This window comes from Proteus sp. CD3 (assembly GCF_008808075.1).
Taxonomy (GTDB): Bacteria; Pseudomonadota; Gammaproteobacteria; order Enterobacterales; family Enterobacteriaceae; genus Proteus; species Proteus appendicitidis.
This window is the reverse complement of record NZ_CP019686.1, coordinates 1011113-1023935: the sequence shown is the minus strand read 5'-3', so window position 1 is coordinate 1023935 and position 12823 is coordinate 1011113. Positions and strand designations below refer to the sequence as shown.

Annotated in this window: 13 protein-coding genes and 1 other annotated feature; of the genes, 10 read left to right on the top strand and 3 right to left on the bottom strand. The window is 39.2% G+C overall.

Annotated features, from left to right (window positions below):
- Positions 1 to 107: 107 nt before the first annotated feature.
- Complete coding sequence (locus BTA34_RS04575) at positions 108 to 1310, bottom strand: serine hydrolase (protein ID WP_023581278.1); 1203 nt, start codon at positions 1308 to 1310, stop codon at positions 108 to 110.
- A 157-nt stretch (positions 1311 to 1467) separates the two neighbouring features.
- Between BTA34_RS04575 and BTA34_RS04570 the strand changes: the two genes are divergently transcribed.
- Positions 1468 to 2088: a glutathione S-transferase family protein gene (locus tag BTA34_RS04570; RefSeq protein ID WP_151434667.1), complete on the top strand. Its 621-nt coding sequence runs from the start codon at positions 1468 to 1470 to the stop codon at positions 2086 to 2088.
- 1 nt (position 2089) lies between these two features.
- Here the strand turns inward: BTA34_RS04570 and BTA34_RS04565 are convergent, their stop codons facing one another.
- Positions 2090 to 2911, bottom strand: a complete 822-nt coding sequence (locus BTA34_RS04565; RefSeq protein WP_151434666.1) for an SDR family oxidoreductase — start codon at positions 2909 to 2911, stop codon at positions 2090 to 2092.
- Between the two features lie 358 nt (positions 2912 to 3269).
- Positions 3270 to 3400, top strand: a sequence feature (His leader region).
- Between the two features lie 44 nt (positions 3401 to 3444).
- On the opposite strand from BTA34_RS04565, the gene hisG reads away from it, so the two are divergent.
- Genes hisG through hisIE form a run of 8 tightly spaced genes read left to right on the top strand, consistent with a single transcriptional unit; the run spans position 3445 to position 10575 of the window.
- Positions 3445 to 4344 carry an ATP phosphoribosyltransferase gene (hisG, locus tag BTA34_RS04555; protein WP_151434665.1) on the top strand — a complete coding sequence of 300 codons (900 nt, stop codon included), beginning with the start codon at positions 3445 to 3447 and terminating at the stop codon, positions 4342 to 4344.
- Between the two features lie 6 nt (positions 4345 to 4350).
- Positions 4351 to 5670 carry a histidinol dehydrogenase gene (gene hisD / locus BTA34_RS04550; protein ID WP_151434664.1) on the top strand — a complete coding sequence of 440 codons (1320 nt, stop codon included), beginning with the start codon at positions 4351 to 4353 and terminating at the stop codon, positions 5668 to 5670.
- Complete coding sequence (hisC, locus tag BTA34_RS04545; protein ID WP_151434663.1) at positions 5670 to 6752, top strand: histidinol-phosphate transaminase; 1083 nt, start codon at positions 5670 to 5672, stop codon at positions 6750 to 6752. Before hisD ends, hisC begins: the two co-directional genes overlap by 1 nt.
- A gap of 49 nt (positions 6753 to 6801) precedes the next feature.
- Positions 6802 to 7869, top strand: a complete 1068-nt coding sequence (gene hisB, locus BTA34_RS04540) for a bifunctional histidinol-phosphatase/imidazoleglycerol-phosphate dehydratase HisB (RefSeq protein WP_151434662.1) — start codon at positions 6802 to 6804, stop codon at positions 7867 to 7869.
- On the top strand, positions 7869 to 8459 hold the full coding sequence (hisH, locus tag BTA34_RS04535) for an imidazole glycerol phosphate synthase subunit HisH (RefSeq protein ID WP_109373480.1): 591 nt from the start codon (positions 7869 to 7871) through the stop codon (positions 8457 to 8459). Before hisB ends, hisH begins: the two co-directional genes overlap by 1 nt.
- A gap of 6 nt (positions 8460 to 8465) precedes the next feature.
- Positions 8466 to 9203 carry a 1-(5-phosphoribosyl)-5-[(5-phosphoribosylamino)methylideneamino]imidazole-4-carboxamide isomerase gene (gene hisA / locus BTA34_RS04530; RefSeq protein WP_151434661.1) on the top strand — a complete coding sequence of 246 codons (738 nt, stop codon included), beginning with the start codon at positions 8466 to 8468 and terminating at the stop codon, positions 9201 to 9203.
- Positions 9185 to 9958: an imidazole glycerol phosphate synthase subunit HisF gene (hisF, locus tag BTA34_RS04525; RefSeq protein ID WP_151434660.1), complete on the top strand. Its 774-nt coding sequence runs from the start codon at positions 9185 to 9187 to the stop codon at positions 9956 to 9958. The genes hisA and hisF overlap by 19 nt, the downstream gene beginning before the upstream one ends.
- On the top strand, positions 9958 to 10575 hold the full coding sequence (gene hisIE / locus BTA34_RS04520) for a bifunctional phosphoribosyl-AMP cyclohydrolase/phosphoribosyl-ATP diphosphatase HisIE (protein ID WP_265576207.1): 618 nt from the start codon (positions 9958 to 9960) through the stop codon (positions 10573 to 10575). The genes hisF and hisIE overlap by 1 nt, the downstream gene beginning before the upstream one ends.
- A gap of 110 nt (positions 10576 to 10685) precedes the next feature.
- On the opposite strand, the gene yiaY is transcribed toward hisIE, so the two are convergent.
- Positions 10686 to 11837, bottom strand: coding sequence for an L-threonine dehydrogenase (gene yiaY / locus BTA34_RS04515; protein ID WP_151434658.1), 1152 nt, complete (start codon positions 11835 to 11837; stop codon positions 10686 to 10688).
- A gap of 313 nt (positions 11838 to 12150) precedes the next feature.
- Here yiaY and BTA34_RS04510 point away from each other — a divergent pair, with 313 nt between their 5' ends.
- Entirely contained in the window at positions 12151 to 12651 is a 501-nt protein-coding gene (locus BTA34_RS04510; protein WP_151434657.1) for a YbaK/prolyl-tRNA synthetase associated domain-containing protein, read from the top strand.
- Positions 12652 to 12823: the final 172 nt, after the last annotated feature.

Here is a 12823-nt window from a genome sequence, read left to right as displayed (position 1 = left end):
ATCCGTAATCGTTAAACAATTACGGATTATTTATATAAAAATAACAGCTAGTCTTTCTTTTTGGGTGAAAAACTCAGTAACGCTTTGATAGATCCATTATTAGTGAATTAACCAAAAATAGCATTAAACCAACCGGATACTGTTTTAACCACAAAATCCCAAATACGACTAAAGAAACCGCCTTCCTCAACCGCTTCTTTTACAACTAATGGACGTTGTTCAATCACTTCATCATTTAATAAAAAGTTAACTGTACCTACAACCTGATTTTGAGTTAACGGTGCTTCTAATACAGGATTGGTTAAAGTAAAAGAGGCTTTCAGATTTTTCAATTCACCTTTAGGAATGGTAATTGAGGCATCATTCGCAACTCCTAATGCCACTTCGCCTTTATCGCCATACCACACTTTTTGAGTTGTCAGTGGTGTATCTGCTTTTACAGGGGTTACTGTTTCAAAAAAGCGGAAACCCCAGCCTAATAATTTTTCACTTTCCGCAAAACGCACTTTGTCTGATGGCGTTCCTAAAACAACAGCAATCAGGCGCATATCACCTTCAGTTGCCGAAGAAACAAGGTTATACCCTGCTCCATTAGTGTGACCTGTTTTCACACCATCGACATTCATATTTTTATTCCACAATAAACGGTTACGGTTTGGCTGACGAATATTGTTGAATGTAAATTCTTTTTCTTTATGAATTTCATACTCTGAAGGAACATCACGGATCATGGCTGCGGTGAGCAATGCCATATCTTGTGCGGTGGTATATTGCCCATCAGAATCTAGCCCATGAACGGTTTTAAAATGTGTATTTTTTAAACCGAGATTCTTAGCATAGGAATTCATTAAATCAACAAAGGTTTCCTGACTACCCGCAACATGTTCTGCTAATGCAATACTGGCATCATTACCAGATTGAATAACCATACCGCGATTTAAATCAATCACTTTGACCTGATCACCCGGTTTCAAGAACATCAATGATGATCCTTTCAATACCGGATTGCCCGTTGCCCACGCATTACGCCCAACAATAACTGTATCGTCAGGTGACATACGACCTTCTTTAATAGCTTGCCCAACAACGTAGCTACTCATGATTTTTGTAAGACTGGCGGGATCTAAACGCTCATCAAGCTTTTCTGATGCCAGAATTTTGCCGCTGTTGTAATCCATTAATACATAAGATTTTGCCTCTATTTGAGGAGGCACTGGATTATTTACTGCAAATGAAGGACTAGAAATAATTAGCAGTAAACCCATTCCCGCGGTAACCTTACCCAGAACAGATGGAATATTTTTTTTCATTACCGATCACCCTTTTATATCAATTTGTTAAAGCTTTCCTACTATATGGCTTTCTGGAATAAGACGCCAACATTGATATATAGAGATTTATCTTATATTCATATTTAGCGCCCTATAGAGGGAAATTTTATTACTTATCGTGGTTTAGGAGACCTTTATGTTAAAAGTCTGGGGTAGAAAAAACTCATCTAACGTTAAAAAAGTACTTTGGTGCTTAAAGGAATTAAATGTTCCTTATGAACAAATCGACGTTGGTGGTCCTTTTGGTGGACTCAATGAAGAAAATTATTTAGCAATGAATCCCAACGCTTCTATTCCAACCTTACAAGATGATGACTTTGCTTTATGGGAGTCTAATACCATTATTCGTTATTTATGTACAAAATATGAAAATAACACTCTCTATCCCGTTGATCCTAAACAACGTGCGAACGTAGAAAAATGGATGGATTGGTCAAATGGCAGCTTATTTGCTCCCATCCAACAAATGATGATCATGATTGTTCGTACGCCTAAAGAGCAGCAAAATCCCGAGATTGTTAACGCATTGAAAGAGAAGCTTAATAAATTAATTAAAATTGCTGACGACCAACTTGCAAAAACAACTTATTTCGCAGGAGATGCATTCTCTCTTGCCGATATGGCGATCGCACCATTGGTCTACCCGTGGCTTGAGGTTTGCAAAGATAGACCAAACTTCCCTCACATTGAACGTTGGTTTGCACAATTAAGTGAAAGAGCTATTTTCCGTGATATCGTGTTACTGCCTGTAAATTAAGTTAATTCATTGGCATTTTGTCGGGATCTGGATAATGGTAATGAAATCCAAGATCTCGACAGATCTCCTGACCATCAATTTCTCGTATTAAAGGCTTCTCTTCTTCAGCAAATTCTGGCGGAATAAGATCAAGTTGGCTCGACACTCTTGAGTAAAAGTCTTTCTTTTTAGGATGAATTGGGGCACATAAATTATATAAATGACCACCTTCATTCTGCGCAAGAAGTTGCTCAATAGCAAAAATGACATCATCCAAGTGGACTAAATTAACGCATTGATGAGCGCCTTTTACCTGTTTTTTACCTGATAAAAAACGTCCAGCATGACGACCCGGCCCAACTAATCCGGCTAATCGAAGAATATCAACTGTCGTCAACGGTAAACGATGTAGCCAGTTCTCAACTTCTGCTAACATTTTTGCTGATTGTGTTTCTGGTCGAATATCCATTTCTTCCGTGATATTACCTGTTTGATTGCCATATACAGAAGTAGAGCTAATGTAAATGACTCTCGTAACATGGCGAGACATTGCGCTATCCACCAACGTCTGAATGGCTTCAACATAATCATAACCGCCACCAGCAGCACTGGGTGGTAACGTGATAATGAGAACGTCAGTTTCCATTAAGTAATCAAAATCATCTCTATCACATTCAATTGCGGGTGTTAAATTCACTAAACAGCAGTCAACGCCACTCATTCTTGCTGCTTCTACGCCATCTTCGGTGGTTTTAGTCCCTTTAACTTGATAGCCTGCATCACGCAACGCAACGGCAAGTGGTAAACCTAACCAACCTAATCCTACGATGGTTATTCGTTTCATTTTGCTCCCCTACTTAAATGGCTTAGTCAAAGTATGCTATAAAATTTTAATTTCGCCATTACTTATAAATACTACTTATTATTTCGTGAACATTTAGCCTCTCTCTATATACTCGCCTACTTGTGCCATTAAGTAAATAAGAGAAATATTAAAATCATATTAAAAACATAAGGTTACAAAATAATTAAATTATTATTAAAAAATAGGTTGCTTTATGCTTTGTAAATCATGTAGGTTGAAAGGCAGACAAATTCTAAATGCAGGTTACTGAATATTGTTTAACGGTAACGGGCATTACTAAATAACAAATAGTGTTATTAGCTAGGAAAATAATTATGTATAGCATTCAACTAAACCACCATCATCACCATCACCCTGACTAGTCTTTCAGGCGATGAGTGCTGGAAGACGTTTAAGAAACGCTTCCGGTGGTCTGAATGCAGACAAACAATAAAAACCCCGGAAGGCAACTTCCGGGGTTTTTTTATAGCTAATTTTCATAACAAAAACATGGACAATGATAGGGTAATAATATGTTAGATAAAGCAAGATTAAGGATCGCAATGCAAAAATCAGGGCGTTTAAGCGATGATTCTCGTGCTCTTTTAGCGCGTTGTGGCATCAAAATTAACTTAAACCAACAGCGCCTGATTGCTTACGCTGAAAATATGCCAATCGATATTTTACGTGTTAGAGATGACGATATTCCGGGATTAGTCATGGATGGTGTTGTTGATTTAGGGATCATCGGTGAAAACGTTTTAGAAGAAGAGTTATTAAAACGTCGCTCACAAGGTGAAAACCCAAGTTATCTGACACTACGTCGTCTTGATTTCGGTGGCTGTCGTTTATCTCTCGCAACCCCTGTCGATTTCAATTATCAAGGTGTGGAATGCTTAAATAATACTCGCATCGCAACCTCCTATCCCAATCTGCTCAAACGCTATTTAGATCAAAAAGGCATCAAGTTTAAATCCTGTTTATTAAATGGCTCGGTTGAAGTCGCCCCTCGTGCAGGTCTTGCTGACTCTATCTGCGACTTAGTTTCTACTGGCGCAACGTTAGAAGCCAATGGTTTAAAAGAAGTTGAAGTGATTTATCGCTCAAAAGCATGCTTGATCCAACGTGACGGTGACATGGAAACCGATAAACAAGCACTTATCGACCGCCTACTAACGCGTATTCAAGGTGTTATTCAAGCTCGAGAATCAAAATACATTATGTTACACGCACCAAGTGATTGCCTTGAAGATGTCATTGCATTACTTCCGGGCGCTGAAAGACCAACTATTTTACCTCTGGCGGGTGACCAAAATCGCGTAGCAATGCACATGGTGAGTAGCGAAACCCTATTCTGGGAAACAATGGAAAAGCTTAAAGCATTAGGTGCAAGTTCAATTCTTGTTTTACCAATTGAAAAAATGATGGAATAAGGTGAAATGATGAAAACGGGTTTTAATACATTAAATTACTGGAATAAATGCACGAAAGAACAGCAACAAGTGCTATTAACTCGCCCAGCTATTTCTGCATCAGGTTCAATTACAGAACAAGTTGCTAGCATCATTTCACAGGTACGCAATGATGGAGATAAAGCGCTTAAAGCACTTAGCCAAAAATTCGATAAGGCAGCGCCAGAAAGCGTTTTGGTGTCAAAATCACAAATCGATGCAGCTTCATCAAGACTTGATAGCAAAATAAAACAGGCAATAGCACAGGCGATGAATAATATTCGTCGCTTTCATGAGGCTCAAATTCCTAACACTATCAACGTGGAAACTCAACCTGGTGTATTTTGCCAACAAGTAAGCAGACCTATTGATGCAGTAGGGCTTTATATTCCTGGAGGTTCGGCACCATTACTCTCAACCGTAATGATGTTAGGTATTCCAGCCCGTATTGCAGGTTGTCGCAAAGTTATTCTTTGCTCACCGCCCCCTATTGCTGATGAAATTTTATATATTGCTCAACAAATTGGTATTGATGAAATCTTCCAAGTTGGTGGTGCTCAGGCGATTGCCGCCATGGCATTTGGTACTGAATCTATTCCTAAGGTTGATAAAATTTTTGGCCCCGGCAATGCCTATGTAACCGAAGCAAAACGCCAAGTAAGCCAATCGCTACAAGGTGCAGCAATCGATATGCCAGCAGGTCCTTCTGAAGTATTAGTGATTGCGGATGCAGATGCAAACCCTGCATTTATTGCCGCAGACTTACTTTCGCAAGCTGAACACGGCCCTGATTCACAAGTTGTATTATTAACACCTGATGAAACCCTCGCTAAAGCCGTTATTGCTGAAACAGAAACACAACTAGCGCTATTAAGCCGTGCTGAAATCGCTAAACAAGCACTTACAGAAAGCCGCGTCATTATTACTCGTGATCTCGATCAGTGTATTGAAATTAGTAACAGCTATGGCCCAGAACACTTAATTATTCAAACCAATGATGCTGATAATCGTGTTGATAGCATTACCAGCGCTGGATCTGTTTTTCTTGGTGCTTGGTCACCTGAATCTGCGGGAGATTATGCTTCTGGTACTAATCACGTTCTACCGACTTATGGTTATACAGCAACCTACTCAAGCTTAGGCTTAGCTGATTTTATGAAACGTATGACAGTACAGAAACTGACAGCACAAGGTTTATCTGATTTAGCACAGACTATTGAAATATTAGCGCAAGCAGAACAACTCACTGCACACAAAAATGCGGTCACACTTCGCGTTAATGCTTTAGCTCAGGGGAAAAAAGAGTGATGAAAACTGAATTTGATATCAATACGCTTGCAAGAAAAAATGTACGTGAATTAACACCTTATCAATCTGCTCGGCGCTTAGGGGGAAATGGTTCTGTTTGGTTAAATGCAAATGAATACCCTCTCGCGCCTGACTTTGCTTTTAATGAAAAAAACTTAAATCGTTACCCTGAATGTCAGCCTGTGAATGTGATTAATCGTTATGCTGCATACGCAGGTGTTAATTCAAATCAAGTCTTAGTTAGCCGTGGGGCAGATGAAGCGATTGAACTACTTATTCGTGCTTTCTGTGAGCCAGGTAAAGATGCCGTACTTTATTGTCCACCAACATACGGGATGTATAGCGTTAGTGCTGAAACCTTCGGTATAGAACAGCGTGTTGTTCCCGCACTTGCTGATTGGAGCCTAGATGTTAAAGCCATCGCATCACAACTTGATAATGTAAAGCTTATCTACCTATGCAGCCCCAATAATCCGACAGGAAATATTGTTGATCCTTCGCTTATTCGTGATGTATTAGCGTTGGCTAAAGACAAAGCCATTGTTGCGGTAGATGAAGCTTATATTGAATTTTGCCCACAAGCGTCAATTGTTTCATGGCTTGAAGATTATCCGAATTTAGTTATTTTGCGAACCTTATCGAAAGCTTTTGCTTTAGCAGGGCTTCGTTGTGGCTTTGCGCTTGCCAACCCACCAGTCATTGAATTATTACTAAAGGTGATCGCACCGTACCCACTTTCAACACCTGTTGCAGATATTGCTGCGCAAGCATTAACAGAAGCAAGTATTGAGATAATGAAAAAGCGAGTGGCCGAAATTACACGCAATAGAGCCATTTTATCTGATACGTTAAAAAAATTGCCTAATGTTGAACAGGTTTATAACAGTGAAACCAACTATATTTTAGTGAAATTCACTGATGCGACTCTGGTTTTCCGTACTTTATGGGAGCAAGGGATTATTTTACGCGATCAACAGCGTCAATATGGGCTTAATGGCTGTTTGCGTATTTCTATCGGTACAGCAGAAGAATGTGATAGCGTGATTAATGCCATAAAAAATATTCAAACTGCAAACGTATAAAACATTAAAAACGATAACAACAAAAAATCGCAACTGAGGGATCTCAACCATGAGCCAAAAAATTCTTTTTATCGATCGTGATGGTACTTTAATCACTGAGCCACCAACTGATTACCAAGTTGATAGACTTGATAAACTTGCCTTTGAAAATGGCGTGATCCCCGCACTGACAGCGCTGCAAAAAGCGGGTTATAAACTGATTATGATCACAAATCAGGATGGATTAGGCACAGAAAGTTTTCCTCAAACAGATTTCGATCCTCCTCATAATTTAATGATGCAAGTTTTCTCATCACAAGGGATCACCTTTGATGATGTTTTAATTTGCCCTCATAAGCCTGAAGACAACTGCCCTTGTCGCAAACCAGAAACAGGGCTTGTCACCCAATATTTAGTTGATGGCGCACTCGATAAAGATAACAGTTATGTTATTGGCGATAGACAAACTGATATTCAGCTAGCTGAAAATATGGGTATCAAAGGCATACTTTATAATGCCAACAAGCTCCCTTGGGCTGTTATTACAGAGCAGCTGACTAAAAAAGATCGTTATGCCCACGTTGAGCGCAAAACAAAAGAAACACAAATCGCGATCGATGTTTGGCTAGATCGTGAAGGAAATAGCCAAATCAGCACTGGTGTTGGTTTCTTTGATCACATGCTTGATCAAATTGCCACACACGGCGGCTTTCGTATGAATATCAATGTAAAAGGTGATTTAGTTATTGATGATCACCACACGGTAGAAGATACCGGTCTTGCTTTGGGTGAAGCATTACGCGAAGCATTAGGTGATAAACGGGGTATTGCTCGCTTTGGCTTTACATTACCAATGGATGAGTGCCTCGCAAGCTGTGCATTAGATATTTCTGGTCGTCCACACCTTGAGTACAAAGCCGAATTTAAATATCAACGTGTCGGTGATTTAAGTACAGAGATGATTGAACACTTTTTCCGTTCTCTCTCTTACACCATGGGTTGCACATTGCACCTGAAATCAAAAGGCAAAAACGATCACCACAAAGCTGAAAGCTTATTTAAAGTCTTTGGTCGTACATTACGCCAAGCCATTCGTGTTGAAGGCAATACTTTACCAAGCTCAAAAGGTGTTCTGTGATGAAAGTGGTTATTCTTGATACGGGCTGTGCCAATTTAGCCTCTGTCGCTTACGCTGTTAAGCGACTCGGTTATGATCCAATTGTGTCCTATGAAAAAAACGTAGTGTTATCTGCGGATAAACTCTTTTTACCCGGAGTAGGAACAGCGAGAGCGGCAATGGAACAGCTCAAAGCTCGTGAGCTAATTCCTTTAATTAAAGCCTTAACACAACCAGTTTTAGGTATTTGTTTAGGTATGCAAATATTGGCTTCACTAAGCGAGGAAGGTAAAGATATCCCTTTATTAGGTTTAGTTGATGGCACCATAGATAAGCTTGATACAGCGGGTTTACCATTACCTCATATGGGTTGGAACCAAGTATTAGCAAAACCGGGGCATCCTCTTTTTCGTTCACTTGATGACAATGCTTGGTTCTATTTTGTTCATAGTTACGCTCTAGCGCTCAATGAATCGACGATTGCTGAAACTGAATACGGCTCTCGCTTTAGTAGCGCAATTCAAAAAGATAATTTTTATGGCGTGCAATTTCACCCAGAACGTTCAGGTAAAGCGGGCGCTCAACTTATCAAGAATTTTTTGGAGATGTAACCCGTTATGATTATTCCAGCATTAGATTTAATTGATGGGAAAGTAGTTCGTCTTCATCAGGGTGATTATGCAAAACAGCGTGATTATGATGATAATCCGCTGACTCGCTACCAACAATATGAAAAAGATGGCGCAAAGCTACTTCACCTAGTGGATTTAACAGGTGCAAAAGATCCGTCTGCTCGCCAAATTCCACTGTTAAAAAAACTTGTTGCTTGTGTCAATGTACCTGTACAAGTGGGTGGAGGCATTCGCACTGAAGATGATGTTAAATCACTGCTCAATGCAGGGGCAAGCCGTGTTGTTATTGGCTCTACCGCAGTCAGTCAACCTGAAATAGTGAAAACATGGTTTGAGCGCTATGGTGCAGATGCCATTGTATTAGCCCTCGATGTTCGCATTGATAAACAAGGCAAAAAGTGGGTAGCTGTCAGTGGTTGGCAAGAGAACTCCCCTTATACGCTTGAAGATATCATCAAGCTTTATCAAAGTGTGGGTTTAAAGCATGTATTGTGTACCGACATTTCTCGTGATGGCACATTAGCTGGCTCTAACGTTGAACTGTATAAAGAAATTAGCCAGCGTTTCCCTGATATTTTATTCCAAGCTTCGGGCGGTATTGGTGATTTACAAGATATCGCAGATCTTCCAGCATCTGGTGTTGCCGGCATTATTGTTGGTAGAGCATTATTAGAAGGCAAATTTACATTAAAAGAGGCGATATCATGTTGGCAAAACGCATAATTCCTTGTCTTGATGTCCGAAATGGGCAAGTCGTTAAAGGTGTTCAATTTCGTAATCATGAAATCATCGGTGATATTGTTCCTCTTGCTGAACGCTATGCTAAAGAAGGCGCTGATGAACTGGTATTTTACGATATTACCGCCTCGTCTGATGGCCGCGTGGTTGATAAAAGCTGGGTGTCGCGCGTTGCTGAAGTGATTGATATTCCATTTTGTGTTGCAGGTGGTATTCGCTCTGTTGAAGATGCAGGGAAAATTCTCTCATTCGGTGCCGATAAAATTTCGATTAACTCCCCTGCACTTTCAGATCCCTCTCTGATTTCGCGTCTTGCAGAACGTTATGGTGTGCAATGTGTTGTTGTGGGTATTGATACATGGTTTGACGAAAAAACAGGCGAATATTTAGTTTATCAATTCACAGGTGATGAAAAACGGACTCAGCAAACACACTGGACAACCCTTGATTGGGTACGTGAAGTGCAGCGATTAGGTGCCGGTGAAATTGTTTTAAATATGATGAATCAAGATGGTGTCAGACAAGGCTATGACTTGAAACAATTGGCTCAAGTACGCCAAGTTGCAGGTGTTCCTCTTATTGCCTCTGGCGGTGCGGGTGAAATGTCACACTTTCTTGATGCATTTAAATTAGCCAATGTTGATGGCGCTCTTGCAGCCTCTGTTTTTCATAAACAAATAATTAATATCAACGAATTAAAACAGTATCTTGCAAAGAATGACGTTAAGGTAAGAATATAATGAATAGTGAAACATTAGCGCAACTAGATTGGAAAAAAGTCGATAATCTCATGCCTGTGGTTATCCAAAATGCCATTTCAGGCGATGTATTAATGCTAGGTTATATGAACAAAGAAGCATTAAATGTCACTTTAGAAAGTGGAAATGTGACCTTCTATTCACGCACTAAACAGCGTTTATGGACAAAAGGTGAAACCTCAGGCAACTTTCTTAAATTAGTCAATATTTATCCTGACTGTGATAACGATACTTTACTTATTTTAGCCAATCCTATTGGTCCCACTTGCCATAACGGTACTGAAAGTTGTTTTGCTCCAGCACAAAGCCAATGGGGATTTCTCTACGAGCTTGAAAATATATTACGTGAACGTAAAAATGCCTCACCAGATAGCTCTTATACTGCCCGCCTTTATGCCAGTGGTACAAAACGTATAGCGCAAAAAGTGGGAGAAGAAGGTGTAGAAACCGCATTGGCTGCTACTGTGAATGACAGAGAAGAGCTAAAAAATGAAGCCTCAGACTTGCTCTATCACTTAATGGTCTTACTGCAAGACCAATCATTATCACTCAGTGATGTTATTGGTTGCCTACAAGAACGCCATAAAAAAGCAGAATAATTGATATCACATTAATAGAGATAACAAAAAGCCGATACAAAAATAAAGTATCGGCTTCATTTTTTAAAAATGAAAAGTAATCGCTTAATTAGCTTTTTATTTTCTAAGCATTACATTGCTTGGCGGAATAATTCGATAACATCACTTTCAGAACCCTGAACTGGGTTAGTGATTGCACAAGCATCTTTCAGCGCATTTTCAGCTAATGTTTTGAAATCTTCTTCTTTCACGCCTAATTCTTTCAGGCCTGCAGGAATACCAACATCTTTAGCCATTTTACGAATTTCTTCGATACACGCTTTCGCACCTTGCTCATCGCTCATTGCAGAAACATCAACACCCATAGCTTGTGCGATATCTTTTAAACGACCTGCTGCAGCTTGAATGTTATAAGCTTGAACATGTGGTAATAAAACCGCATTACACACACCATGAGGTAAGTTATAAAAACCACCTAATTGGTGAGCCATAGCATGTACATAGCCTAAAGATGCGTTATTAAATGCCATACCTGCTAAAAACTGTGCATAAGCCATGTTTTCACGCGCTGTTGCATCACCGCCATTATCAACAACTTTACGTAAAGATCCGCTGATCATAGTGACTGCTTTTAATGCACATGCATCAGTGATTGGATTTGCAGCAATTGAAACATACGCTTCAACAGCATGAGTTAATGCATCCATACCTGTTGCAGCGGTTAAACCTTTTGGCATACCAATCATTAATTCTGAATCATTTACAGATAAGAGTGGTGTAACGTTTTTATCAACGATAGCCATTTTGATATGACGCGCAGTATCTGTGATGATACAAAAACGCGTCATTTCTGATGCAGTACCTGCTGTGGTATTAATTGAAATCAGTGGTAATTGAGGTTTAGCAGAACGGTCAACGCCTTCGTAATCTGCAATTTTTCCACCATTAGAAGCCACTAACGCAATACCTTTGGCGCAATCGTGTGGTGAACCACCACCTAAAGAAATCACACAGTCACATTGATGTTCTTTCAGCAGAGCTAAACCCGCTTCTACGTTTTCAACAGTAGGGTTTGGTGCAGTACCGTCATAAACTACGCTAGAAATACCAGCCTCGGTCAGTAATTTACTTACTTTCTCAACAACACCCAGTTGATTTAAAATGCTATCAGTTACGATCAACGCTTTATGAAAACCGAAGTCTTTCATTGAACTTACGGCATCAGCAAGACAACCCGCACCAATTTTATTTACAGAAGGGATATAGAATGTAGAAACAGCCATTATTGACTTCCTTTTTAGTAATTAAATCTATGTTTTAATATGTTCTATTCTTTTTGTTCTTAAATTGATCATCATCAAAATAATAAATAAATATCAATTTATTTATAATATTAGTACACGAATATAATATTGGTAATTTAATTACTCTATTAATTCAATAGGATAATACTATTAACATGTTATTGTTTGTAATAAAATAATTTGAAAAGCTTATCAAAATAATCAAAACCAACTGTAAACATCACAGCAGAATATTTTTTTTAAAGTCGTATAATGACTTCAAATAAATAACTTATTAATTCAGGAGTCATTGATGTCTTTGACTATTTTTGAGCAACTCACTGCTTTATTAGATAAAAACCACGCTACTTACCGTGTAATGGAACACCCTACCGCAGGTCGTTCTGAAGAAGTTGCAAAAATCAGAGGAACACAATTAGGACAAGGCGCAAAAGGACTTGTTTGCCATATAAAAGGTAACGGTGTTAAACAACATGTTCTGGCAATATTACCCGCCGATAAACAAGCTGACCTTTCAAAACTTGCTCACCAAATCGGGGGGACAAGAGCATCTTTAGCAAGTCCTAAAGAAGTGGATGATCTCACCCAGTGTGTCTTTGGTGCAATTCCCCCTTTTAGTTTTCATCCTGCATTGAAGCTTGTCGCGGACCCTTTGCTTTTTGAACGCTTTGATGAGTTAGCGTTTAATGCGGGTACATTAGAGCGCTCTATTATTCTGAATACGCAAGATTACAAACGTATTGCACACCCCGAATTAATCTCTTTTATTCGTGACGAAGAAAACGAAAAATAAAAACGGTCAACTTATCTTTAACAATTACCCTAGTTATAAATTCAGCTAAGGGTAATTGTTAGCATGATATCTATTCCTGCTGTATGTATAGATTTACACCCTTAAAACTAATATTAGATAATCTAATCCGAAAACAACCCAATATTTAATTCTAATAAAAAGAAAAAAATCA

What these genes read in the sequence shown, in the direction of transcription:
- BTA34_RS04575 (WP_023581278.1), bottom strand. Translation starts at nt 1,310, where the DNA reads ATGAAAAAAAATATTCCATCTGTTCTGGGTAAGGTTACCGCGGGAATG.
- BTA34_RS04570 (WP_151434667.1), top strand. Translation starts at nt 1,468, where the DNA reads ATGTTAAAAGTCTGGGGTAGAAAAAACTCATCTAACGTTAAAAAAGTA.
- BTA34_RS04565 (WP_151434666.1), bottom strand. Translation starts at nt 2,911, where the DNA reads ATGAAACGAATAACCATCGTAGGATTAGGTTGGTTAGGTTTACCACTT.
- hisG (WP_151434665.1), top strand. Translation starts at nt 3,445, where the DNA reads ATGTTAGATAAAGCAAGATTAAGGATCGCAATGCAAAAATCAGGGCGT.
- hisD (WP_151434664.1), top strand. Translation starts at nt 4,351, where the DNA reads ATGATGAAAACGGGTTTTAATACATTAAATTACTGGAATAAATGCACG.
- hisC (WP_151434663.1), top strand. Translation starts at nt 5,670, where the DNA reads ATGAAAACTGAATTTGATATCAATACGCTTGCAAGAAAAAATGTACGT.
- hisB (WP_151434662.1), top strand. Translation starts at nt 6,802, where the DNA reads ATGAGCCAAAAAATTCTTTTTATCGATCGTGATGGTACTTTAATCACT.
- hisH (WP_109373480.1), top strand. Translation starts at nt 7,869, where the DNA reads ATGAAAGTGGTTATTCTTGATACGGGCTGTGCCAATTTAGCCTCTGTC.
- hisA (WP_151434661.1), top strand. Translation starts at nt 8,466, where the DNA reads ATGATTATTCCAGCATTAGATTTAATTGATGGGAAAGTAGTTCGTCTT.
- hisF (WP_151434660.1), top strand. Translation starts at nt 9,185, where the DNA reads ATGTTGGCAAAACGCATAATTCCTTGTCTTGATGTCCGAAATGGGCAA.
- hisIE (WP_265576207.1), top strand. Translation starts at nt 9,958, where the DNA reads ATGAATAGTGAAACATTAGCGCAACTAGATTGGAAAAAAGTCGATAAT.
- yiaY (WP_151434658.1), bottom strand. Translation starts at nt 11,837, where the DNA reads ATGGCTGTTTCTACATTCTATATCCCTTCTGTAAATAAAATTGGTGCG.
- BTA34_RS04510 (WP_151434657.1), top strand. Translation starts at nt 12,151, where the DNA reads ATGTCTTTGACTATTTTTGAGCAACTCACTGCTTTATTAGATAAAAAC.